The sequence below is a fragment of the Mycobacterium sp. URHB0044 genome, assembly GCF_000620625.1.
Taxonomy (GTDB): domain Bacteria; phylum Actinomycetota; class Actinomycetes; order Mycobacteriales; family Mycobacteriaceae; genus Mycobacterium.
The window spans coordinates 73,927-96,450 of the sequence record NZ_JIAW01000011.1 but is presented as its reverse complement, the minus strand read 5'-3'; the positions used below and the strand labels follow the sequence as shown (position 1 = coordinate 96,450).

Annotated in this window: 22 protein-coding genes; 9 read left to right on the top strand and 13 right to left on the bottom strand. The window is 67.0% G+C overall.

All coding sequences use genetic code 11. The features are described from left to right. The first annotated feature begins 71 nt into the window (after positions 1-71). A complete protein-coding gene (locus N536_RS0121815; RefSeq protein ID WP_029115555.1) occupies positions 72-293 on the top strand; it encodes a hypothetical protein in 222 nt (73 codons plus the stop codon). On the opposite strand, the gene N536_RS0121810 is transcribed toward N536_RS0121815, so the two are convergent. Then, positions 290-667, bottom strand: coding sequence for a polyketide cyclase (locus N536_RS0121810; RefSeq protein WP_036437205.1), 378 nt, complete (start codon positions 665-667; stop codon positions 290-292). The two genes, N536_RS0121815 and N536_RS0121810, sit on opposite strands and share 4 nt — an antisense overlap. A gap of 29 nt (positions 668-696) precedes the next feature. On the opposite strand from N536_RS0121810, the gene N536_RS0121805 reads away from it, so the two are divergent. Further along, complete coding sequence (locus N536_RS0121805; RefSeq protein ID WP_051574678.1) at positions 697-1,437, top strand: hypothetical protein; 741 nt, start codon at positions 697-699, stop codon at positions 1,435-1,437. A gap of 19 nt (positions 1,438-1,456) precedes the next feature. Then, complete coding sequence (locus tag N536_RS0121800; RefSeq protein ID WP_029115552.1) at positions 1,457-2,227, top strand: DUF6498-containing protein; 771 nt, start codon at positions 1,457-1,459, stop codon at positions 2,225-2,227. A gap of 15 nt (positions 2,228-2,242) precedes the next feature. On the opposite strand, the gene dnaE is transcribed toward N536_RS0121800, so the two are convergent. The 7 genes from dnaE to lspA form a co-directional block, all read right to left on the bottom strand. Then, positions 2,243-5,806: a DNA polymerase III subunit alpha gene (dnaE, locus tag N536_RS0121795; RefSeq protein WP_051574677.1), complete on the bottom strand. Its 3,564-nt coding sequence runs from the start codon at positions 5,804-5,806 to the stop codon at positions 2,243-2,245. Positions 5,807-5,884: 78 nt separating this feature from the next. Then, the gene (locus N536_RS39130) at positions 5,885-6,556 is read right to left on the bottom strand and encodes a TetR/AcrR family transcriptional regulator (protein WP_036437203.1); all 672 of its coding nucleotides are present in this window, start codon (positions 6,554-6,556) and stop codon (positions 5,885-5,887) included. A 68-nt stretch (positions 6,557-6,624) separates the two neighbouring features. Continuing rightward, a complete protein-coding gene (locus N536_RS0121785) occupies positions 6,625-7,806 on the bottom strand; it encodes an RNA polymerase sigma factor (protein ID WP_029115550.1) in 1,182 nt (393 codons plus the stop codon). Positions 7,807-7,868: 62 nt separating this feature from the next. After that, complete coding sequence (locus N536_RS0121780) at positions 7,869-8,246, bottom strand: YciI family protein (protein ID WP_029115549.1); 378 nt, start codon at positions 8,244-8,246, stop codon at positions 7,869-7,871. A gap of 66 nt (positions 8,247-8,312) precedes the next feature. Further along, the gene (rarD, locus tag N536_RS0121775) at positions 8,313-9,185 is read right to left on the bottom strand and encodes an EamA family transporter RarD (RefSeq protein ID WP_231514599.1); all 873 of its coding nucleotides are present in this window, start codon (positions 9,183-9,185) and stop codon (positions 8,313-8,315) included. A 35-nt stretch (positions 9,186-9,220) separates the two neighbouring features. After that, positions 9,221-10,150, bottom strand: a complete 930-nt coding sequence (locus N536_RS0121770) for an RluA family pseudouridine synthase (protein WP_029115547.1) — start codon at positions 10,148-10,150, stop codon at positions 9,221-9,223. After that, entirely contained in the window at positions 10,147-10,755 is a 609-nt protein-coding gene (gene lspA / locus N536_RS39125; protein WP_051574676.1) for a signal peptidase II, read from the bottom strand. The genes N536_RS0121770 and lspA overlap by 4 nt, the downstream gene beginning before the upstream one ends. 23 nt (positions 10,756-10,778) lie before the next feature. On the opposite strand from lspA, the gene N536_RS0121760 reads away from it, so the two are divergent. Further along, positions 10,779-11,708, top strand: coding sequence for an asparaginase (locus N536_RS0121760; RefSeq protein WP_036437251.1), 930 nt, complete (start codon positions 10,779-10,781; stop codon positions 11,706-11,708). Positions 11,709-11,712: 4 nt separating this feature from the next. Here the strand turns inward: N536_RS0121760 and N536_RS0121755 are convergent, their stop codons facing one another. Further along, the gene (locus tag N536_RS0121755) at positions 11,713-13,056 is read right to left on the bottom strand and encodes a DNA polymerase IV (RefSeq protein WP_051574693.1); all 1,344 of its coding nucleotides are present in this window, start codon (positions 13,054-13,056) and stop codon (positions 11,713-11,715) included. A gap of 61 nt (positions 13,057-13,117) precedes the next feature. Between N536_RS0121755 and N536_RS0121750 the strand changes: the two genes are divergently transcribed. Then, complete coding sequence (locus N536_RS0121750; RefSeq protein WP_029115544.1) at positions 13,118-13,342, top strand: RNA-binding S4 domain-containing protein; 225 nt, start codon at positions 13,118-13,120, stop codon at positions 13,340-13,342. A gap of 27 nt (positions 13,343-13,369) precedes the next feature. On the opposite strand, the gene ileS is transcribed toward N536_RS0121750, so the two are convergent. Both ileS and N536_RS39120 read right to left on the bottom strand, forming a co-directional pair. Continuing rightward, positions 13,370-16,480 carry an isoleucine--tRNA ligase gene (gene ileS, locus N536_RS0121745; RefSeq protein ID WP_029115543.1) on the bottom strand — a complete coding sequence of 1,037 codons (3,111 nt, stop codon included), beginning with the start codon at positions 16,478-16,480 and terminating at the stop codon, positions 13,370-13,372. 276 nt (positions 16,481-16,756) lie between these two features. After that, the gene (locus tag N536_RS39120) at positions 16,757-17,371 is read right to left on the bottom strand and encodes a hypothetical protein (RefSeq protein ID WP_051574675.1); all 615 of its coding nucleotides are present in this window, start codon (positions 17,369-17,371) and stop codon (positions 16,757-16,759) included. A gap of 135 nt (positions 17,372-17,506) precedes the next feature. On the opposite strand from N536_RS39120, the gene N536_RS0121735 reads away from it, so the two are divergent. Both N536_RS0121735 and N536_RS0121730 read left to right on the top strand, forming a co-directional pair. Continuing rightward, complete coding sequence (locus N536_RS0121735; protein ID WP_029115542.1) at positions 17,507-17,872, top strand: hypothetical protein; 366 nt, start codon at positions 17,507-17,509, stop codon at positions 17,870-17,872. A 44-nt stretch (positions 17,873-17,916) separates the two neighbouring features. Continuing rightward, on the top strand, positions 17,917-18,651 hold the full coding sequence (locus tag N536_RS0121730; protein WP_029115541.1) for a hypothetical protein: 735 nt from the start codon (positions 17,917-17,919) through the stop codon (positions 18,649-18,651). On the opposite strand, the gene N536_RS0121725 is transcribed toward N536_RS0121730, so the two are convergent. Further along, complete coding sequence (locus N536_RS0121725) at positions 18,648-19,031, bottom strand: MerR family transcriptional regulator (protein ID WP_036437201.1); 384 nt, start codon at positions 19,029-19,031, stop codon at positions 18,648-18,650. The genes N536_RS0121730 and N536_RS0121725 overlap by 4 nt on opposite strands. 62 nt (positions 19,032-19,093) lie before the next feature. Between N536_RS0121725 and N536_RS39115 the strand changes: the two genes are divergently transcribed. Both N536_RS39115 and N536_RS0121715 read left to right on the top strand, forming a co-directional pair. Then, complete coding sequence (locus tag N536_RS39115) at positions 19,094-19,579, top strand: PPOX class F420-dependent oxidoreductase (protein WP_051574674.1); 486 nt, start codon at positions 19,094-19,096, stop codon at positions 19,577-19,579. 381 nt (positions 19,580-19,960) lie between these two features. After that, complete coding sequence (locus N536_RS0121715) at positions 19,961-21,721, top strand: AMP-binding protein (protein WP_029115539.1); 1,761 nt, start codon at positions 19,961-19,963, stop codon at positions 21,719-21,721. On the opposite strand, the gene N536_RS0121710 is transcribed toward N536_RS0121715, so the two are convergent. Then, positions 21,711-22,421, bottom strand: a complete 711-nt coding sequence (locus N536_RS0121710) for a glycosyltransferase (RefSeq protein WP_051574692.1) — start codon at positions 22,419-22,421, stop codon at positions 21,711-21,713. The two genes, N536_RS0121715 and N536_RS0121710, sit on opposite strands and share 11 nt — an antisense overlap. Positions 22,422-22,524: the final 103 nt, after the last annotated feature.

Sequence of the window (22,524 nt, the reverse complement as noted above, 5' to 3'; positions counted from 1 at the left end):
CCATTCGGTAGACGAACCTGATCCGGCGTTTCGGTTGCCCGAACTCTTGGTTGCGAGCTATCGTCAATGGCATGACGGCCCCCAGCGTCAAACTCGTCACCCCCGGCGCCGAAGTGCGCATCGCCGGTGTGCCGTGGCCGGTGTACAAGCTGGTTGCACTCGCCGTCGGGCTGCTGGTGCTGGTGGTCGTCGGTGCGTTCACGACGAGCGCGGGGCCAGCCGTCGTCGCAGCCGCGGCCACGGCCACCGTGGTGTGGCTGGCATTGAGCCACCTCCACGCTGGAGACGACTAGCCCCTGAACAGCCCCCGCAACGTGGCCAGGTCCGCGGTCACGGCGGCAGCATCGGCGGCGAATTCGGCGTCCGTCACGCCCGGTCGGCGGCGCAGCGTGAACACCACTTCGCAGCCCGGCTGCCCCAGTCCCGCGGGGATCACCCGCATCGGGTTGTAGACCGCCTCACCGGACGGCAACCGCACCACGTGGTCGAGTACGCCGAACTCGTTGGGCGGCGCGAACTCGACGTCCGCGTCCGACAATGCGGGATCGGCCAGCCCGGCCGCCCAGCGTGGGAGTTCGGCGGGATCCGACGCCAACGCATACACCGCATCGGCAGCGGCGTCGATCCACACGCTGATGTGCCGGGTCTCCGTCGTGTCGTTGTCCATTAGTCCATGGTGGCCCACACACTGAGTGCATGGCCGACGCCCCCGACGCCCCGAAACCGGTGGAGTCATTCGTCCGCCGCTCCGAGCGCCTGGCGTCCGACGCCGAACACCTCGTGCCGTCCTGGCTGCGACCAGGAGATCCGGAAAGCCGACTACCAGTGCTGGCGGCGCTGATCGTCGCGATCGCACTGCAACTGGCCATCCCGAAGAGCTACACGGTGGTCCCGCGCTGGCCGCTGATCGCGCTCGAGATCCTGCTCGTCGTGGTGCTGGTCGGCCTCAACCCACTGCGCCTCTCGCGGAGCACGACGCTCGGCAGATGGGCCACCTACGTCCTGCTGGCGGCGATCACCATCGACAACACGCTGTCCGCGCTCGTTCTGGACATCCGGATCCTCTCCGGCGACGTGAGCAACAAGGCCGCCGTGCTGTTGGGCAGCGGAGGCGCCATCTTCGTCACCAACACCATCGTGTTCGGCATCTGGTACTGGGAACTGGACCGTGGCGGGCCCTTCGCCCGGCGCGAGGGGGCCCGGCCGTACCCGGACTTCCTATTCCCACAAATGACCGAACGCGAACTGGCGCCGCCGAATTGGCGCCCGGAGTTCGTCGACTATCTGTATGTCAGCATCACCAACGTGGTGGCGTTCTCGCCCACCGACACCATGCCGATGGCGCGGTGGGCCAAGGCGATGATGACCGTGCAGGCGCTCGTTTCACTGACCACCATTGCGCTCGTAATCGCAAGGGCGGTGAACGTTTTGGGCTAGACCGTGCGACGATACGCGCGTGACCCGCATCATCAATCTGCTGACGCTGCTTGCCGTCAACGCCATTCCGGCGGCAGGCTGGTTCGTGCAGGATTGGTCGGCAGGCACGACGCTCGCGGTCTACTGGTTCGAGAACGTCGCCGTGTGCCTGTTCGTTGCGGCCCGGATCATCGTCCATCAACGCCTGACTCCACGCCGGGGGCACTTCAGATACCAGGCACCGAGCACGCAGCGCCGCAGTTCGCAGTCCTCCTTCGTCGCGGGATTCCTCATCACCAGTCTCGTCTTCTCGGCCGCACATGGCTTGTTCCTCGGAGCCATCCTGTTCCTCCTCGACCGCAACGGCCAGACGGGGTTGGCGGGTGTCGACTGGCGCAGCGTGGGAATCGGCTGCCTCTACATGCTGGTATTCCTCGCCATCGATTTCGTGGCCGATCTGTCGGAGCTGCGCCAGTGGTCGTTCTGGCAGATCGAGCAGACGGCGAACCGCAGCCTCGGGCGCATCGTCGTCGTCCACCTCACGCTGATCTTCGGGATGTTCGCCGCCGCCTTCACCGATTTCTCCGCGCTGTTCGGTGTCTTCGTCGCCCTCAAGACCTTGAACGCGTTGAGCACGGCGCTGCCGCAGTGGGAGCCGGCCACCCCGCCGAGGTGGCTCAGCCGCGTATTGAATCGCCTGCCCAACGTCAAGCCGGGTGAGAGTTTCGAGGACGAATGGGTGAAGGACCGCGCCGACGAAGCCGAGCGACGGAAGAGCAACGAACAGCCGTGGACGGGTGCTCGCCGCTAGCCGACCGCCATCGGTTCAGCCGCCGAGGCAGCCGGGGCCGAGCAGCGCCTTCAAGTCCCCCATCAGCGCCGACGTCATCGTCACGCGGAGGTCTTCCGGCAGCTCCAGCGTGGTGATCCGGTCACCGCTGATCAACCGGAGCTGCACCTGCGAGGTCCCGGGATGACGCGACAGCACCTGCTTGAGTGCACTGACCTTCTCGATGGTGCATTGCCGGGTGGGCAGGCGCACCGCAAGCGGCCGGTCCACCTGAGCGTTCGAGAAGTCCGGGACCACCAGCTCGTTGGCGATGAGCGAGATCCGGTCGTCGCGGATGTTCACCTTGCCGGCTACCAGGACCACCGCATCGTCGGCGATGTCCGCACCGAACGTCGAGTACGTGTGCGGGAAGAACATCACCTCGATGCCGCCGGTAAGGTCCTCCAATTGCGCTGAAGCCCAGGGCATTCCGTTCTTGTTCACCCGCCGATTCACCGAGGCGAGGATGCCGCCGACCCGCACCTGCGTGTCGGTGGCGACGTCGCCGTCGAGGATGGCCGGGATCTGGGTGTCCACCTGAGCCGCTAGCAGGTGCGCGACGCCGTTGAGTGGATGACCAGAGACGTAGAGACCCAGCATCTCCCGCTCGAGTGCGAGCTTGTGCTTGTCGTCCCACTCCTCGTCGGGGACCCTGATCGTGAAGACCGCGTCCGCGGCAGTGTCGGCGCCACCGAACAGGTCGAACTGACCCATCGCCTCGGCCTTCTTGGTGCCCAGCACCGAGTCGACGGCGTCGGTGTGGATGAGGAACAGACCCTTGCGGGGATGACCGAGGGAGTCGAAGGCACCCGCCTTGATCAGCGACTCCGTCACCTTCTTGTTGCAGGCCGTGATGTCGACCTTGTTCAGGTAGTCCGAGAAGTCGGTGTACTTGCCCTTGTCGGTGCGCGTATTGATAAGCGAGGCAACGACATTGCTACCCACGTTGCGTACGGCGCCCAGTCCGAATCGGATGTCGGCGCCGACGGATGCGAAGTTCAGCACCGACTCGTTGACGTCGGGCGGCAGCACGGTGATGCCGAGTCGGCGGCAGTCCGCCAGGTAGACCGCGGCCTTGTCCTTGTCGTCGCCGACGGAGGTGAGTAGGCCGGCCATGTACTCGCCGGGGAAGTTGGCCTTGAGATAGGCCGTCCAGTACGACACCAGCCCGTAGCCGGCGGCGTGGGACTTGTTGAACGCGTAGTCCGCGAACGGAAGGACGGTGTCCCACAGCGCCTTGATGGCCGGCGGGGAGAAGCCGTTGGCCTTCATGCCGTCGGAGAAGCCCTCGTACTCCTTGTCGAGCACTTCGCGCTTCTTCTTGCCCATGGCCTTGCGCAGAATGTCTGCTCGGGCCAGGGAGTAACTGGCCACCTTCTGCGCGATGCGCATGATCTGCTCTTGGTAGACGATCAAGCCGTGCGTCTCGGCCAGGATTTCGGCCAGCGGTTCCGCCAGTTCGGGATGGATCGGCTTGACGGCCTGGCGGCCGTTCTTTCTGTCGGCGTAATCGTTGTGGGCGTTCATGCCCATCGGGCCGGGCCGGTACAGCGCGATGACGGCGACGACGTCCTCGAACGCCGTGGGCTGCATGCGGCGCAGCAGATCACGCATCGGGCCGCCGTCCAGCTGGAAGACGCCCAAGGTGTCGCCGCGGCCGAGCAATTCGTACGTGGCCGGGTCGTCGAGCGGCACCGCATCGAGGTCCAGGTCGATGCCCCGGTTCGCCTTGATGTTCTCGATGGCGTCGCCGATGATCGTCAGGTTTCGCAGGCCGAGGAAGTCCATCTTCAGCAGGCCGATGGCCTCGCACGACGGATAGTCCCATCCGGTGATGACGGCACCGTCCTGCGGCCGCTTCCACAGCGGGATCGACTCGATCAGCGGCTCGGAGCTCATGATCACTGCGCAGGCGTGCACCCCCGCGTTGCGGACCAGGCCCTCCAGCCCGCGCGCGGTTTCGTAGATGGTGCGCACGTCCGGGTCGGTGTCGAGCAGGTTGCGGACCTCGACGGCTTCCTTGTACCGCTCGTGGCTGGGGTCGGTGATACCCGACAGCGGGATGTCCTTCGCCATGATCGGCGGCGGGAGCGCCTTGGTGATGCGGTCGGCGATGGCGAACCCGGGCTGCCCGTAGTGCACCCGGGCCGAATCCTTCAGCGCCGCCTTCGTCTTGATGGTGCCGAAGGTGATGACCTGCGCCACCCGGTCGCTACCCCACTTGTTGGCCGCGTAGCGCAGCATCTCGCCGCGGCGGCGGTCGTCGAAGTCGATGTCGATGTCGGGCATCGACGCACGTTCGGGGTTCAGGAAGCGCTCGAAGAGCAGCCCGTACTTGATCGGGTCGATGTTCGTGATGCCGAGCGCGTAGGCCACCAGCGACCCCGCCGCGGAGCCTCGGCCCGGGCCCACCCGGATGTCGACCGAACGGGCGTAGTCGATCAGGTCGGCGACGATGAGGAAGTAGGACGGGTAACCCTTGTCGCAGATGACCTTGATCTCGTAGTCGGCACGGTCAACGTATTGCGCGGGCGCGCCCGACGGGAAGCGGCGGGCCAGCCCCCGCTCGACCTCGCTGCGCAGCCACGACGCCTCGTCGTGACCGTCCGGCACGGGGAACACCGGCATCCGGTCCTTGGGCGCCCACACGTCGGCGTAGGACTGCACGCGCTCGGCGATCAGCAGCGTCGAATCGCATGCAGCCGGGATGTCGGCCCACAGCGCGCGCATCTCGGCGGCCGACTTCAGGAAGTAGCCGTCGCCGTCGAACTTGAACCGGTTCGGGTCCGACAGCGTCTTGCCGGTCTGGATGCACAGCAGCGCCTCGTGGTTGTGCGAGGCCTCGCGGGTGACGTAGTGACAGTCGTTGGTCGCGAGCGGCGGGATGTCGAGCTTTCGCCCGACCTCCAGCAGGCCCTCCCGCACGCGCCGCTCGATCGACAGGCCGTGGTCCATCAACTCCAGGAAGAAGTTCTCCGGGCCGAAGATCTCGCGCCACTTCGCCGCCGATTCCAGCGCCTCGCGTTCCTGGCCGAGCCGCAGCCGGGTCTGCACCTCGCCCGACGGGCACCCCGTCGTCGCGATGATGCCCTCGGCGTGCTCGGCGATGATCTCGGCGTCCATGCGCGACCACTTGCCCAGTTGCCCCTCGAAGGAGGCCAGCGACGACAGCTTGAACAGGTTGCGGAGCCCGGTCGCGTTCTCCGCGACCATGGTCATGTGCGTGTACGACCCGCTGCCGGACACGTCATCGGACTTCTGGCTGGGGTCGCCCCACAGGATGCGCTTCGTGTCGAACCGTGACGCCGGCGCGATGTACGCCTCGACGCCGATGATCGGTTTGATGCCGACAGCGGTTGCCGCGTTGTAGAACTCGCTGGCACCGAACATGTTGCCGTGGTCGGTCATCCCGATGGCGGGCATTTCCAGGCGTTGAGCCTCGGCGAGCATCGGCGTCACCTTCGCCGCACCGTCCAGCATCGAGTACTCGGTGTGGTTGTGCAGGTGCACGAAGGAGTCGCTCCGATGAGCGCTCGCGCGGAGAGGCGACGGACTGTCCATAGGCCCGTCAGTCTAGGACGGCCGACCGACACCGCCGGGCGTGTCGCGAACGCGTTTCGCGGCGTGTCACGAAGTTTCTCAAAGAAGCCCGGGAACGGCCTGCACCGGCTCGACCGCGTCACTCAGCAAGCCGTCGGAGAGCAGCCGTTCGAGTTGCTTGGTTATCAGATGCATGACGGCCTCGTCGTCGACGAAGCCGGCGTGGAAGCCCAGACCCCACAGCATTGCGTGCAGCATGTCGGCGATCGGCGCGACCACCGCGTCAGCGGCCAGCTCACCCCTCGCCTTCCCGTCGACGAGCACGGACTCCAGGTAGCTGCGCAGGACGCTGCCCGTGCCCGCCCGCAGTTCGGGATTGCGGGTTGCCTCCAGGCGGGCGCTCACCAGGAACGCGATCTGCGAGCGGTCCCTGAAGTCGGCGTCGTGCATCGCGGCAACGAGCGCCGTCAACTGCCCGAGGAGGGTGTCCTTGCGCTTCGCGGCGCCAATGCATTCGACCATGACGCCGCTCGCGTCGGCGACGAGCACGCGGTAGATCTCTTCACGCGAGTCGAAGTAATAGTGCAGCGTGGGACGGCTCAGGTCGGCAGCCATCGCGATCGCCTGAAAGGTGGCGGCGTGGTAGCCACGTTCGATGATGACTTGGCGCGCGGCCTTGAGGATGCGGTTGCGCGTTTCGGCGGAATCCGAGCCAACCGGCCGGCCGCGGCGTCGAGCCGCCGGCAGCGACTGACGGTTGACTTGCAGCATGTCCCTGACCTCACCAGCGAGGTGAGATGGCCTCGCCTGGCAAACCGTATTGCATAGCTAGAAAGCGGTCAACCCGGCAGGGCCCGCAAACGTCGGGCGAGGTACTGAGCCACCCCTGGGTCCGAGGTGGACTCGATCGCCCGACGGTAGGCGCGGTCGGCGTCGACGACGTGGCCCGCGGCCGCCAGCAGATGCGCCCGCACCGCCCACGCGGGCTGGAAGTGCTCGACGGCGGGATCGCTCACCGCATCCAAAGCCCGCAATCCCGCGGCTGGCCCGTCGACCTCGCCGTCGAGCGCGGCCAGTGCGACCTGGGCACCCAGCGACGGGGCCGTTCGCACCAGCGCCCGATGCAGCCTGCGCAGCGTCTCGGCGTCCACCGGGTCCCCCGAGACGCGGCTGCAGTGGGCGGACTGGATCGCCGCCTCGTATTGGAACCGGCCGGGGCGGTGGTGGGCGTGCGCCCGGCGAAGCAGCGCCTCGCCACGGGCGATCATGGACCGATCCCACCGGCCGGTGTCCTGCTCCTCGAGCGGCACGAAGCAACCGTCCTCGGCACGCCGTGCAGGTCGGCGGGCTTCCGATAGGCAGACCAGCGCGGCGAGGCCGAGCACCTCGGGCTCGTCGGGTAGCAGCTCGGCGAGCACCAGGGCCAGGTGCACGGCCTCTGCCGACAGCGATTCCACCGGCTGCCCCTGGGGTACGAGCTGCCAGTCGATGGCGTATGCCCCGTAGACGGCCTCCAGTACCGCGGGGAGTCGCTCGGCGAGGTGCTCGCGGTCGGGCATCTCGAACGGAATTCCGGTGTCCCGGATGCGCTTCTTGGCACGCACCAGTCGTTGCGCCATCGTGGCGGGCGCCACGGCGAAGGCCTCGGCGATCGCTGCCGCGTCCACCCCGAGCACCACCTGGAGCACGAGCGGCGTCCGGACGTTCTCGGCGATGGCCGGATGCGCGCACGCCAACATCAGTTCGAGTCTGCGATCGGGGATGGTAGAGCCGGCGGCGACGTCGACGGCGGCGGATGCCTCGAATTCCCAGTCGGTTTCGTCGAACGGCACGTTGGTCCGCCGAGCCGCCGACTTCCAGGCATCGCGCAGCCGGTTGCGGGCGACGACCAGGAGCCAGGCCTCCGGGTTGTCGGGGATGCCGTCGACGGGCCAGCGCGTCAACGCCCGCTCCATGGCATCGGCGAGCGCGTCCTCGGCGGCGGCGATGTCGCGGCCGGGCGCGGCAAGCAGCGCCAACAGCCGGCCGTACGACTCGCGAACGACGCCGGCGAGCGCCTCGGCCGCCCGCGAGTCTTGCCCGCTCAGGGGTTGTACCACCCGCGCTCCGGAGCGTAAGTCCTTGCCACCGGGCGGATTTCGATCGATCCCCAGCCGTTGGCCGGATTGCGCTGAGCCCACTGCAGCGCCTCGTCGAGGTTGGCCACGTCGATGACGAAGATGCCGCCGAGCTTTTCCTTCGTGTCGGCGAACGGGCCGTCCTGGATCTCGGGTGCACCGTTGCGCGCGGTGACCGTCGTGGTGGCGTCGACGGGAGCGAGCACTTCGGTGGTGATCAACACGCCAGCGGCCGACAGATCGTCGGCGTACGCGGCGAACGCGGCCATCGCAGGCGCCATGTCGTCCTCGGTCAGACCGATGGAGGGGCCCTCCTGGTAGTGCATGAGCAGGCAGTAACGCATCGCGGTGTCCCTTCTCGTAGTAGATGGTGACGAGCCCTTCGTTCTTCGCGCAAGCGCTCATCACCCCTATGACGACTGCGGCACCTTCCGATCGACACGTGCCCGCCAGATCGCGTCGCCGCTGAAGACGGCCAGCGCTGCCCAGATGAGTGCGAAGCCCAGCCACCGCGCTGCGGGCATCGGCTCGTGGCCGACCAGCACACCCCAGGTGAGCTGCATCGCAGGCGTCAGGTAGAACAGCAGCCCCATCGTCACCATCGGCAGCCGCTGGGCAGCCGCGGCGAACAACAGCAGCGGCAGTGCCGTCAGCACGCCGGCCGAGACCATCAGCAGGGCGTGGCTCGTGCCGTAAGTCGTGAACGTTCCATCACCGACGACGTTCAGGACCACGAGAAACGCCAGGGCGAACGGCGTAGCGATCCCGGCCTCGATGCCGACGCTGACCCGGGGATCGACCGGGACCACCTTCTTCACCGCGCCGTACAGCGCGAACGACGACGCGAGTCCGAGCGCAATGACCGGCACCGTGCCGACCTCCACTGTCATGACGACGACGGCGACGACCGCGATCGCCAGTGCGACGAACTGCGCACGGGTGAGCCGCTCGCGAAAGATCACCAATCCCAACGCGACGGTGACGAGCGGGTTGATGAAGTAGCCGAGCGCGGCATCCACCACGTGACCGTTGTTGACCGCATAGATGTAGATCACCCAGTTGACCGAGATCAGGGCCGAGGCGAACGTCAGCTGCAGCCAGGTGCGGATGGTCATGGCGCGGATGTCGCCGAACCGGCGGACCACCGCGATGACCGCGATCATGAGGACGAAGCACCACACGATGCGGTGCGCGAGGATTTCGAAAGCGTTGGCGGGCTTCAGCAATGGGAAGAACGCCGGGAAGAGACCCCAGGACGCGTAGGCGCCCACACCGGCGAACACGCCCGCTCTACGCGTGCGCGTTTCCGGGGCGCCGGTCACGAGTCGTGGTGGCGCAGCACATCGAGGGCGTGCTGCAGGTCCGCCGGGTACGGACTGGTGATCTCGATGCGCCGCCCGTCGTCGGGATGGGCGAACGCCAGCGACCGCGCATGCAACCACTGCCGTTCCAGCCCAAGCCGTTTCGCCAAAGTCGGGTCCGCACCGTAGGTCATGTCGCCGCAGCACGGATGGTGCAGCGCCGCGAAGTGCACCCGAATCTGGTGTGTGCGACCAGTTTCCAGATGCACGTCGAGCAGACTTGCCGCCTGGTGCGCCTCCACGGTGTCGTAGTGCGTGATGCTGTGCCGTCCGCCCTCGGTCACGGCGAACTTCCAGTCGTTGCTCCTGTGCCGCCCGATCGGCGCGTCGATGGTTCCGCTGGACGGGTCGGGGTGGCCCTGGACGAGGGCGTGATAGCGCTTGTCGACCGTGCGCGCCTTGAAGGCCCGCTTGAGCACGGTGTAGGCGCGTTCGGAGATGGCGACCACCATGACCCCGGAGGTGCCGACGTCGAGGCGGTGCACGATGCCCTGCCGCTCGTGCACGCCCGACGTGGTGATGCGGTAACCGGCCGCGGCCAGCCCACCCAGCACGGTGGGGCCCGTCCAGCCGACCGAAGCGTGCGCGGCGACGCCTGCGGGCTTGTCCACCGCCACGATGTCGGCGTCGGAGTAGAGGATCGTCATGCCCTCGATGTCGACCGGCCGATTCTCCAGTGGCGCAGGGTCTTCGGGCAGTTCGACCTCGAGCCAGGCCCCGGCAGCCAGGCGGTCCGACTTGCCGACGGGTGATCCGTCCAGTTCGACGCCACCGGCTTCGGCCATCGCGGCCACCGCGGTGCGGGACAGGCCGAGCAGCCGGGACAGGCCAGCGTCGACACGCATGCCCGCCAGCCCCTCCGGAACCGGCATGGAACGCGTCGTCATGCTTCGGGTTCGTCGCTCGATGGGTGGCTCGGGACGACGGCGGGCGCACCATCGGGCCTGCGCCGCCCGACGACGTCGAAGTCATAGCCGAACAACGACAGCCCCACGAGCAGGATCGCCCCACCCACTACCGCGGGATCGGCCACGTTGAACACCGGCCACCAGCCGACGGACAAGAAGTCGACGACATGGCCACGCAGCGGACCCGGAGAGCGGAAGAACCGGTCCATCAGGTTGCCGAGGGCACCGCCGAGGATCATCCCCAGCCCGATCGCCCACCACGGCGAGACGAGCCTGCGGCCCATCCACGCGATGCCGAACACCACACCGGTCGCGATCAGGGTGAGTACCCAGGTGTAACCCGTGGCCATCGAGAACGCCGCGCCCGAGTTGCGCACCAGAGTCCACGTCACGGTGTCGCCGACGATGGACACCGGTTGTCCGGGTGTCAGCAGTTTGACCGCCAGCACCTTGGTCACGACGTCCAGTGCGAGTACGACGGCGGCGACCGAAACCAGTAGGCGCAGTCGACGCCGCGAGGGCCGCGGCGGGGTTCCCTCATCCGCGGTCGCTGGCTCGGCCGAGCCCGTTGATTCATCAGTCACTCCACCATCATCCCAAAGTGGCGATGGTGAACAATCGCCGCATGAGCCGCATCGTCGTCATCACCACCGGCGGCACCATCGCCACCAGCACCGACGACACCGGCGTTGCACGTCCAACCCGCACCGGTAGCGATCTGATCAACGGCCTCGACGGCGCCGATCTCGAGGTCGTCGACCTCTTCGCCGTCGACAGTTCCGAGTTGACGCCCGCGGATTGGGACGCCATCGGGGCCGCCGCCAAGGCGGCGGTCAAGCGGGGCGCAGACGGCGTGGTGATCACGCACGGCACCGACACGATGGAGGAAACGGCGTTGTGGCTGGCGCTCACCTACGACGGTGAGGTCCCGGTGGTGTTGACCGGAGCAATGCGCAGTGCCGACGCACCGGACGCCGACGGTCCGCGGAACCTGCGCGATGCGCTGGCGTTGGCGACCAGCCCGGCCGCACGGGGTCAGGGCGTGCTGGTGAGTTTCGGCGGCAGGACGCTGCAGCCGCTCGGTCTGTACAAGGCCGCCACCGGCGACCTGAGCGGTTTCACCGGCACCGACCTGGCAGCCGAGCCGGACCGCCGAGCCTTCCTCGGCCACCTGTCGGCCGCTGCCGCGCCCCGCGTCGACATCGTCGCCGCCTACGCGGGCAGCGACGGGGTGGCGCTGGACGCGGTCGTGGCGGCCGGTGCGCGTGGCGTGGTGCTGGAGGCCGTGGGCTCCGGGAACGCGGGAGCCGCAGTGATCGAGGCCGTGCAACGGCACTGCCGGGACGGCGTGGTGGTGGCGTTGGGTACCCGCGTCCCCGGTGGCCATGTCCGACCGGGCTACGGGCCGGGCCGGGCCCTGGTGGACGCCGGTGCGGTCGTGGTGCCGCGGCTACGCCCACCGCAGGCGCGGGTCCTGCTGATGGCCGCACTGGCGGCGGGAGCGCCCGTCGCCGACGTCTTCGCGACCTGGGGCTGAGCCGCTACCGGCTGGCTTCGTGCGTCTCCCCCGTCAGGTGCCGGACGTACTCCGGCCAGTCCAGGCTGTCGACGGGATTGGCCCGGCCGATGTCGGGCGTGTCGACGGGCAGGGTGTGCACCGGACCGGGGCCGCTGCCCCGGGTCTCGAACCGCACCGTCATCACGCCGTGCCCGGCACCCTGAACCCACCCGTGCCCGTACACGGTGTGCTTGACGTCGTCGCCGATCCGCCATGCCGCCGGCGCCTGATCCGCGCTGGGGGCGGCGGCCACCGTCGCCGGCGGAGCGTCGGACGCCTCGAGCACCTGCTCGAGATCGGGGAACAGCGACTCCTGCTGGAAGTCCGAGAGTCCCGAGAAGCCGACGCCGAGAAGCCGGACCGGTCCGATCTCGACGGGGTCGAGCAGCAGCCGGCGCGCGGTGCCGATCAGCGTCGACGCGTCGGTGGTGGCGTACGGCAGCGTCGCAGAGCGGGTGAGCGTGCTCATGTCGGACTTCTTGAGCTTGACGGTCACCGTGCGGGCGCCGCGGCCGTCGCGCTCGAGGCGGCGGTGGGCATGTTCGCCAATGGGGCCCGTGGCGTCGCGCAGTTGGTTCAGCGTGGTGAGGTCCTCGGCGAAGGTCGACTCGGCGCTGATCTGCTTCGACTCGGCGCGTTCCGCGACGGGGCGATCGTCGATGCCCTTGGCGAGCTGGTGCAGCGCAGGCCCGACGGTGCCGCCGAGGATGTCGGCGACCTCCGTTCCGGTGAGCGCTGCGAAGGCGCCGACCGTGTCGATGCCCAGCCGGTGCAGTTTCTCCTCGGCGACCGGCCCGATGCCCCACAGCCGGCGCACCGGGAGCCCGGCGAGCAGGGTGCGCTCCTCGTCACGGCGGACCACGCGAATGCCGTTCGGCTTGGCCAGATCCGAGGCGATCTTGGCGATCTGCTTGCCCGAGCCGGCTCCGACGGAGGCGACCAGCCCGGTGTCGCTCAGCACCCTGGCACGCAGGTGCTCGCAGAACCGCTCGACCTCGTCGGCGGGTGCACCGGCGAGTTCGATCGGTTCCCCGAACGCCTCGTCGAGCGACAGCTGCTCGAGCACCGGCACCATCGACCGCACGGTGTCGAGCACCCTTCTGCTGGCCACGCCGTACACCACGCCGCGCGGCGGCAGCACCACCGCCGCCGCGCCGACGAGTCGACGGGCCTGGTGCATCGGCATGGCGGAACGGGCCCCGAACACGCGCGTCTCGTAGCTGGCCCCCGCGACGACGCCGCGGCCACCCAGGCCGCCCACCAGAACGGGGCGGCCCCTCAGCGTGGGTCGGGTCAGCTGTTCGACGGAGGCGAAGAACGCGTCCATGTCGAAGTGCAGCACCCATCGCCCTTCCACAGTCGCGATCGTAGGGCGCTAACCTGACGCCATGGCGCAACAGGCCCGCGACGTGCCGATCCGGGACGAGTCGATCCGCCTTGGCCAGTTCCTCAAGCTCGCCGACCTGATCGACAGCGGTTCGGATGCCCGAGCGGCCATCTCCGCGGGCGAAGTCGCGGTGAACGGTGATGTCGAATTGCGGCGCGGTAGGCAATTGCACACCGGCGACACCGTGTCGATCCGCGGACATACCGCCCGGGTCACCGCTGGATGACCGTGCCTGCCGCAGTAGGCCTTTCGGTCACGCCCTAGCGATCGCCACCTGGACGCCGTCGCCGATCTCGGTGCCGTCGGAGGGCGGGCCGAACTCGAACCGGGTGGCGAGGACCTCCCTGGCGATGAGGTCGCTGTGCGCCTGCGCCCAGGTCTCCCGCTCCGGTGGCACCGACATGACCAGCGAGATCCGGTCCGACACGTCCAGCCCGGTGGCCTTGCGCAGCTCCTGCAGTTCGCGGATCCGGTCCTTCGCCCATCCCTCGGCTTCGAGTTCCTCGGTGACGGTGCCGTCGAGCACCACCAGCCCGGCCCCACCGGGCAACGCGGCGGTGAACTCCGGATCGGCGGCGACCAACTTGGAGCTGTACTCCTCCGGCAGCAGCGTGGCCGGGCCCGCGGTCAGCGTCCCGTCGGCGTTCACCACGCCCTCCCCCGCCTTGACCGCCTTGATCGCGGCCTGCACGTCCTTGCCGATACGCGGCCCGGCCACCCTGGCGTTCACGGTCAGCTCGAAGCGCCCGTAGGCCGCGATGTCGTCGGTCAACTCGACCGCCTTGACGTTGAGCTCGTCGGCGATGAGGTCGGCGAACGGCCGCAGCGTCTCTGGATTCTCCACCGCCACAGTGAGTTTCGGCAGAGGTAGCCGCACGCGCAGCTTCTTCGCCTTGCGCAGCGACGATGCCGCCGAGCACACGTCGCGGACCTGGTCCATGGCTGACACCAGGGCCGGGTCGGCAGGTACGGCGTCGGCCTCCGGCCAGTCGGTCAGGTGCACCGATCGCTCGCCGGTGATGCCGCGCCAGATCACCTCGGAGATCAGTGGCAGCAGCGGAGCGGCCAACCGGCCGGTGACCTCCAAGACGGTGTGCAGCGTGTCGATGGCGTCGGGATCCTCCTCCCAGAACCGCGAACGTGACCGTCGCACATACCAATTCGTCAACGCCTCGGTGAACTGCCGGAGCTGATCGCAGGCCACGGAGATGTCGCAGACGTCCAGTCCCCTGGTCAGGTCGTCGCGCAGCGCGGCCAGCTTGGCCAGGATGTAGCGGTCCAGCACGTTGGTCGAGTTCGTGCGCCACGTGCCCTTCTTCGGCGCATACAGCGCCAGGAAGGAGTAGGCGTTCCAGAACGGCAGCAGCACTTGCCGGACGCCCTCGCGGATCCCCTGTTCGGTGACGATCAGGTTGCCGCCACGCAGGATCGGCGAGGCCATCAGGAACCAGCGCATCGCATCCGAGCCGTCGCGGTCGAACACCTCCGACACGTCGGGATAGTTGCGCAGCGACTTGCTCATCTTCTGACCGTCGTTGCCCAGCACGATGCCGTGCGCCACACAGGCTTTGAACGCCGGCCGGTCGAACAGCGCGGTGGCGAGCACGTGCAGCGTGTAGAACCAACCGCGGGTCTGCCCGATGTACTCGACGATGAAGTCGCCGGGAAAGTGCGTGTCGAACCAATCGACATTCTCGAACGGATAGTGCACCTGCGCGAACGGCATCGACCCCGAGTCGAACCACACGTCGAAGACGTCCTCGATGCGGCGCATGGTCGAGCGACCCGTCGGGTCGTCGGGGTTGGGCCGGGTCAGCTCATCGATGTAGGGCCGATGCAGATCCGCCGGCCGCACCCCGAAGTCGCGCTCGAACTCGTCGAGACTGCCGTACACGTCGATGCGCGGATACGCGGGATCATCGGACTTCCACACCGGAATCGGCGTGCCCCAGTAGCGGTTTCGCGAGATTGACCAATCCCTGGCACCCTGCAGCCACTTGCCGAACTGACCGTCCTTGACGTGCTCGGGGTACCAGGTGATCTCCTGGTTGAGTTCAACCATCCGGTCGCGGAAGTCCGTCACCTTGATGAACCAGGACGACACCGCGCGATAGATCAACGGGTTTCGGCACCGCCAGCAGTGCGGGTAGGAGTGCTCGTACGTCTCGTGCCGCAACAGCACCGCGCCGTTCTCCCCCGCCGAGCCGGTCTGATTCTTCAAGTCCCGGATGATCTGCGGGTTGGCGTCGAATACGTGCTGGCCGGCGTAATCCGGCACCGTCGCGTCGAAGCGACCCTTCGAGTCGACCGGCGTGACGGCCACGATGTCCGCGGCGTCCGCGGTCGCCTTGTCGTCTTCGCCGTACGCGGGTGCCATGTGCACGAGGCCGGTGCCGTCGTCGGTGCTGACGAAGTCGGCGGGTAGCACCCGGAAGGCGTTCTCGGAGTCCATGAAGTACGGGAACGGCGGCAGGTAGCTCGTGCCGAGCAGATCGGCGCCCGTATACGTGCCGACGATCTCGGGGTCTTCGCCGAGCTCTCGGGCGTACGCAGGCACCCGCGCCTGCGCCAGCACGTAGCGCCGCCCATCCGTGCCGCGCACCGCGACGTAGGTGACCTCCGGATTGACCGCGACGGCCTGATTCGACGGCAACGTCCACGGGGTTGTGGTCCAGATCAGCAGGTAGGCACCATCAAGCGGCCCGTCGCTAACCCGGAATCCGACCGTGAGCGCCGGGTCCTGACGGCTCTGGTACACGTCGTCGTCCATCCGCAGCTCGTGGCTGGAGAGCGGGGTCTCGTCGTTCCAGCAGTACGGCAGCACGCGGTAGCCCTCGTAGGCCAGGCCCTTGTCCCACAGCTGCTTGAACGCCCAGATCGCCGATTCCATGAACGTCGGGTCGAGCGTCTTGTAGTCGTTGTCGAAGTCGACCCAGCGCGCTTGCCTGGTGACGTACGCGCGCCACTCGCCCGTGTACTTGAGCACCGAGGCGCGACAGGCATCGTTGAACTTCTCGATGCCCAACTCCTCGATCTGCGCCTTCTCGGTGATGCCGAGTTGCCGCTGCACCTCGAGTTCGGCGGGCAGGCCGTGGGTGTCCCAGCCGAAGCGACGCTCCACCTTGTAGCCGCGCATGGTGCGGTAGCGGGGAACGATGTCCTTGACGTAGCCGGTGAGCAGGTGGCCGTAGTGCGGGAGGCCGTTCGCGAACGGCGGCCCGTCGTAGAACACGTATTCTTCTGCGCCGTCGCGCCGTTCGATGCTTGCGCGGAAGGTGCCGTCGCTGTCCCAGTAGTCGAGCACCTGGGTTTCGAGATGCGGGAAGTTCGGCGCTCCGCCGGCAGGCTTCGGGTAGGCAGTCACTGCGAGGTCGTCTCCTGTGCCAAATGTCGCTGGCGCTCGGAAGCCCAGGTTCGTTCAGGCACGGGGACGACGTCGCGCGTGTGCGCGAGAGCCGCGGTACCACCCCGCTTGCGTACACGAGGCACGCCGCTCAATTCGTTGGGCGTTTACGGACCCATCCGTTCGGGTCTACTGAGCGCGGGCGATGACGCCACCCGTGCCGTTCTTCCGAAGGCTCCCCGGTGATGGCCGGATCAGTGCCTGTGCGTCGATTCTAGAGGTTCGCGGATTCGCAGGCTAATGGGCCATGGCCAATTCGGCGGCACCGAGCACGGGCGCCGTGGCTTCCGACGTCAGCTCGATCAGCGCGAACGGGAACTGCTCGGAGAGCTCCTCGATGGTGTAGGCCTCGAAGCGGCTCTCGTCGTACCACCAGTCCAGCACGAGGATTCCGCCGCGGCGGTGTGCGCGCAGCTCGAGGGCGTGGCCCAGCTGCGCGGGACGGGAGGCGCCATAGGCGAACAGGACGTCGGACAGCGGTTGCACGACCGGGTGGTCCGGCACCCCGTGCACCGTCCGGTGCAGCGCCACGGCCGCTACCAGATAATGGACGCCGGCCAGCATCTCAGTGGCGTCGATCCGCTGCGGGCCCATGCAGGACAGCGCGACCGGATACACGGCGCGACCGTGGCCGGGCACGTCGACGGCAACGACGCCTTCGCCGATGGTCCGCCCGATCGCGCGACCCAGCGCAGCCAGCAGGACATCCTCGGCGGTGACGCCCAGTGCTTCGCTGGCGCCGTCGAGTTCCTGGGTCAGGACATCCGAGAGGGGCACCGACAACAGCGCGGCATCGCTCGTCGGCTGGCCGGCACCGTCGTAATCAGTCACCTGAAAGTTTGCGAGCATCATGTGAGCGAGATTACACGACTGTCCCAGAAATGGGAGACCTCTACCAAAACTGTGACGGCAGTGTCAATAAGTGGCTAACACTCCTGTTCCTGATTACTACTGCCCAATCGCGGGAAGTCGGGTTATGGTGTATCCGTGCCGCGTACCGATGAAAACGGCAGGCAACTCAAAGCCCTGCTCGACTACCTGCTCGACGGAGACGTCGACGCAAAGGCGATCTACGACGCCCTCGGTACCTCCAGTAGCACCTACTACCGGAGAATCAAGGAAGCCGACTACCCGAACGCCGAGGAGTTGCGACACGTCGCGGACCGGTTCAACCTCAGCTATCCGGACCTGCAGGTTCGGTTCGGGCTGATGAGTCGTGAAGAGGTGTGGAGCTACCTCGAATCCGCGCCGGTGAGCGTCGCGACGGCTAACGAAACGAAGACGGACGTGCGGACCGTTCGGCGGCCGAAATTGTCCGAACTCACGCCACGACCCGATGCACCCCCGCTTTAGCAGTAGTATTTGCTGAACCGCATTTCAGCTCAAAGGCGACACCGATGACCCTGACAGTCCTGATCGCAATCACCACGGCGTGTATCGCGTGGAGTTTGTGGATCCGGCGTGTCACGTGGTCGTGCCGCTGGGAGGTTGCCGCCACACTCAACATCGCCTTGCAGGGCGTAACGGTGCTGCTCATGTCGCCATTCGCCTCCGAAACCCTCGGGCATTGGCTGCACGCTCTGACCGGCAAGTGGAACCTCGAGGACTACATCGGCCACGACCTGTACATCGTGGCGGCATCTGCTGTCGTCTACAACGCGCTGGGCCGGCTGCAGGACGACCACGCGATGCAGAGGACGTTCAAGCAGTACGTCGAGCTTCCGGCGACGATCTGCATTCCGCTCCTGCTGGCCACGTTCACGCTGGGTAATGGCGCACACGTCTACGCGGCGGACTTCTTCGACGTGCCCACCGACATATGGCTCACCATCTACTGGTTGATGCTGTGCGCCACGCTGATCTACCTGCTGGGTTACGGTGCCCGTGCGCTGCTGGTGCTGCGGAAGGATCCACGGTCACGGCGCGTGGCCAACGTCTACCTGATCGCTTCCCTCAGCGGCATCATGGCGTGCCTCGTCCGCGTCGTCACCGCGCTGGTTCCCTCGCTGCAGTCCCTTGAGAAGGGCACCCTGGTGTGGATCTTCGCCTGCCTGTGCGGTGCCGGGTTCGCCCTTACATCGGCGCATTCCTGGCGCATCAAGACCAAGTGGTTCAGCAAGGCCAACACCTAGGACGGGACGCGCGTCCCGCACGTACAGGCATCGACTGAGGCACACCCGCAGCTCATCGCCCATTCGATGATTTCCCTGGCCCGTTTCAAGGTGGCCAGCTGCGCATCGATGTCCGACAGCTTGGCCCTGGCCAGCGACCGGCTCGCCGGGCGGCCCGGCGTCGCATCGGAGAGCAGGACCCGGATCTCGTCGAGCGTGAAGCCAGCTGCCTTGCAGAGTCCGATCACTTCGAGCCTGGTCAGCACCGAATCGTCGTACCGCCGGCGGCCGCCCACCCTGGTCGGTGGACGCAGCAGGCCCGAATCCTCGTAGTACCGCAACGTGGTGGCCGCCACGCCCGAACGCTGGGCTACGTCGCCGATGGACAACGGAGGATGCACGATCCCATCCTGACGTGACGAGGACTTGACTTCAAGCCGACTCGAAGTCGTTCAATCGGATCATGACCGACATCGCCCTGCTGGACGGCCTCACCGCCGCACGCTACGCACAACTGCGCACCTACCGCCGCGACGGCGTCGGCGTCGACACGCCGATCTGGTTCTACGTCGACGGCGACAGCCTGTTCTTCCGGACCAAGGTCGGCCCGAAGACGCGCAGGCTCACCGCCGATCCCCGCGTCGAACTGTGGCCGTGCGATCACCGCGGCCGCTACGCCACCGCGACACCCACCGTGACAGGGACGGCGTCGATCCTCGAGGGACGGGCCGCCGAGGCGGCCAACCGCGAGTTGCACCGCCGCTACGGCTGGCAGTACAACGTCGTCCCCCTGCTCAAGGTGCCGGGCGTCAAGAACGTGCACAGCGGCCTTCCGCTACGCGAGAAGCTGCGCCGCGCGACCACCAGAAGCCTCTGGCCCGACAGCGCCATCGTCGAAGTGAAGCTCGACCGGTCCGATCCGGGAATCGCTGCACCGGAAACCATTTGACGCTGCCGTGTCGACACCGCGGGCCAGCTGACTGCCGAATCGCGTTGGGGGCCAACGCCCCACTACGTGAGAACGGAAAGATGAACCAGCGTGTCGACTGGCAACCGAAAGTGGTATTCAAATCCGAACCACCACGCCCGGACTCACCAGCCCGACGCTGTTCAGGACCCTGCGGAAGGTACTCGCCTCAATCCGGGCGCGAAATCAGGTGAACCACAACTTATTTGCTATCTTCGCGGGCACCAGCACGATGCGCGCACAGCGGACGCCGGTGCCATCCCGCTGTGTCACGTGTCATTTGGCCATGACCGAGCAACTCGTGTTCTCATTCCATAAGCTCGACCTACTGTTTCCCGCACCACCGTTGAGAGAGGCCACTCGATGCCCGACTCGTCGATCCCCGCAATCCTCCGTGAACGGGCAAGTTTGCAGCCGAACGACACTGCATTCACGTTCATCGACTACGAGCAGGATTGGGACGGCGTCACGACCAGCCTGACCTGGGGTCAGCTGTATCGCCGCACGACGAACCTGGCACGCGAACTCGCCGGCGTCGCCACCACCGGTGACCGCGCGGTCATCGTGGCACCACAGGGCCTGGAGTATCTGGTCGCGTTTCTCGGGTCCCTGGAGGCGGGGCTGATCGCCGTTCCGCTGTCCACGCCGATGGTCGGGGCCCACGACGAGCGGGTGACTGCCGTGCTGCGGGACTCCGAGCCGACGGTCGTGTTCACCACCTCGCCGATCGCCGACGTCGTCGCCGGGTACCTCAAACCACAGGGCGACCAGCCGGCACCGACCCTCATCGAAGTCGACAAACTGGACCTCGACGGCAGGCACCGCGTCATCCGCCGCGATGCGCCCCGCCCGGAAACCGCCTACCTGCAGTACACGTCGGGATCGACGCGCACACCTGCCGGCGTGATGGTGTCCTACCGAAATCTGAACGCCAATTTCGAGCAGATGATGACCGACTTCTTTCCGGAGGCGAAGGTGGCGCCCGCCGGTACCACCGCGGTGTCGTGGCTGCCCTTCTATCACGACATGGGACTGCTACTCGGCATCTGCGCGCCGATCCTCGGTGGCTGGCAGACGGTGGTCACCACCCCGTTGTCGTTCCTCGCCCGTCCGGCCCGGTGGATTCAGTTGATGGCCACCAGCAAGAACGCCTTGACCGCCGCTCCGAACTTCGCCTTCGAACTGGCCGTCGCACGGACCACGGACGAGGACATGGCGGGACTCGACCTCAGCGGCGTCGTGAGCGTGATGAGCGGCGCGGAGCGGGTGCACGAAGCCACGCTCAAGCGCTTCAACCAGCGGTTCTCACGTTTCGGCTTGCAGGAGAAGGTACTCAAGCCGTGCTACGGACTGGCCGAGGCAACGCTGTACGTCGCCACCCGCGAGCCCGACGGCCCGAAGATCGTCAACTTCCGTCTCGACAAATTGTCGGATGGACTGGCCGAGCCCTGCGAAGCCGGCGAAGGTACGCCGCTGGTCAGCTACGGCACACCGAAATCACCGGCGGCGCGGATCGTGGACCCCGAGCAGAGGACCGAGTGCCCACCGGGCAAGATCGGCGAGATCTGGTTGCAGGGTGACAACGTGTGCCTCGGTTACTGGAACAAGACCGAACAGACCGAAGACACCTTCAACGGCCAAATCGTGAATCCCCCGGCCGGCACCTCCGAGGGACCATGGTTGCGGACCGGCGACCTGGGCTTCATCTTCGATGGGGAGCTCTTCATCATCGGCCGCATCAAGGACCTCGTCATCGTGCGTGGCACCAACCACTACCCCGATGACATCGAGGCCACGATCCAGGAGATCACCGGCGGCCGCGTCGCGGCGATTTCGGTGCAGGACGACCGTAGCGAGCAGCTGGTCGCCATCATCGAAGTCAAGAAGCGCGGCGACACCGACGAAGAGGTGCTGGAGAAGCTGCAATCCGTCAAACGCGATGTGACGTCGGCGATTTCGACGACGCACGGGCTGACCGCGGCGGATCTGGTGTTGGTGCCGCGAGGCTCCATTCCGATCACCACCAGCGGGAAGATCCGCAGGTCGGCCTGCGCCGAGCGCTACCGCAACGATCAGTTCACCCGGCTCGACGTGGGACGGGAGCCCGTCGGCGTCAGCGGATGATCTTGTAGCCGAACAGTTTCTGTAACCGTGCGGGCAGGACGGACACCACCGTCCACTGGAAGAACAGCGTCCAGTACCCCACGGTGTCGAAACGCCGTGTCGACGTGTACACCGTGCGGGTCGGCAGGAAGAAGAAGTCGCCCGACTCACGTGCCCGCTTGATCAGCAGCAGGTCTTCGCCCATGGTGAGGCGCTCGTCGAATTTGAGTGCCGGGAACAGCGATCGCCGCGCTATCTGGATGGCGTAGGAGCCCTTTCCCCACCGGTGGGCAACGTCGTAGTACGCAAACCATGCCCGCGCCGCGCGACCACCGCCGAGCGGCCGAACCTTGGTGGTGCCCACCGCGAGTGGTTTGCGCGCAGCGTCAAGCATCGCAGCGAGGTCGTTCAGGAAGTTCGGCTCGAGAATGGTGTCTGCATCGAGGAATACCACCCAGTCGCTGTCGCGCGAGAGTCGATCGATGCCGAAGTTCTTGGCGGCCGAGACCCCGGCCGTCGGACTGGAGAAGACCCGGATGTTGCCGCCGTCGAACCGCTTTGCGACCTCGAGTGTTCGGTCCGACGAGCAGTTCTCGACGACGAGCGCCTCGTACGATTCCTTCGGATACGCCAGATTCGCGATGTGTTCGAGGGTGTTTCCGATGTACTTCTCCTCGTTGTGTGCGGGAACGATGATCGAAAAGTGCAGCCGTCCGAGCACACGGTGATCGTAGCCTTGCACCACGAGCCCAGTGGACCGGCCGTCCTACCCCGCGGATCCACGGCGAATTCCTCGATCTCAGCGACCACATCGGCCCGTCCTG

Bases quoted from the DNA above. Each gene is read 5' to 3' on its own strand.
- N536_RS0121815 (WP_029115555.1), top strand. From the start codon at position 72: ATGACGGCCCCCAGCGTCAAACTCGTCACCCCCGGCGCCGAAGTGCGC.
- N536_RS0121810 (WP_036437205.1), bottom strand. From the start codon at position 667: ATGGACAACGACACGACGGAGACCCGGCACATCAGCGTGTGGATCGAC.
- N536_RS0121805 (WP_051574678.1), top strand. From the start codon at position 697: ATGGCCGACGCCCCCGACGCCCCGAAACCGGTGGAGTCATTCGTCCGC.
- dnaE (WP_051574677.1), bottom strand. From the start codon at position 5,806: ATGGACAGTCCGTCGCCTCTCCGCGCGAGCGCTCATCGGAGCGACTCC.
- N536_RS39130 (WP_036437203.1), bottom strand. From the start codon at position 6,556: ATGCTGCAAGTCAACCGTCAGTCGCTGCCGGCGGCTCGACGCCGCGGC.
- N536_RS0121780 (WP_029115549.1), bottom strand. From the start codon at position 8,246: ATGCGTTACTGCCTGCTCATGCACTACCAGGAGGGCCCCTCCATCGGT.
- N536_RS0121770 (WP_029115547.1), bottom strand. From the start codon at position 10,150: ATGACGACGCGTTCCATGCCGGTTCCGGAGGGGCTGGCGGGCATGCGT.
- N536_RS0121760 (WP_036437251.1), top strand. From the start codon at position 10,779: ATGGTGAACAATCGCCGCATGAGCCGCATCGTCGTCATCACCACCGGC.
- N536_RS0121755 (WP_051574693.1), bottom strand. From the start codon at position 13,056: ATGGACGCGTTCTTCGCCTCCGTCGAACAGCTGACCCGACCCACGCTG.
- N536_RS0121750 (WP_029115544.1), top strand. From the start codon at position 13,118: ATGGCGCAACAGGCCCGCGACGTGCCGATCCGGGACGAGTCGATCCGC.
- N536_RS39120 (WP_051574675.1), bottom strand. From the start codon at position 17,371: ATGATGCTCGCAAACTTTCAGGTGACTGATTACGACGGTGCCGGCCAG.
- N536_RS0121730 (WP_029115541.1), top strand. From the start codon at position 17,917: ATGACCCTGACAGTCCTGATCGCAATCACCACGGCGTGTATCGCGTGG.
- N536_RS39115 (WP_051574674.1), top strand. From the start codon at position 19,094: ATGACCGACATCGCCCTGCTGGACGGCCTCACCGCCGCACGCTACGCA.
- N536_RS0121715 (WP_029115539.1), top strand. From the start codon at position 19,961: ATGCCCGACTCGTCGATCCCCGCAATCCTCCGTGAACGGGCAAGTTTG.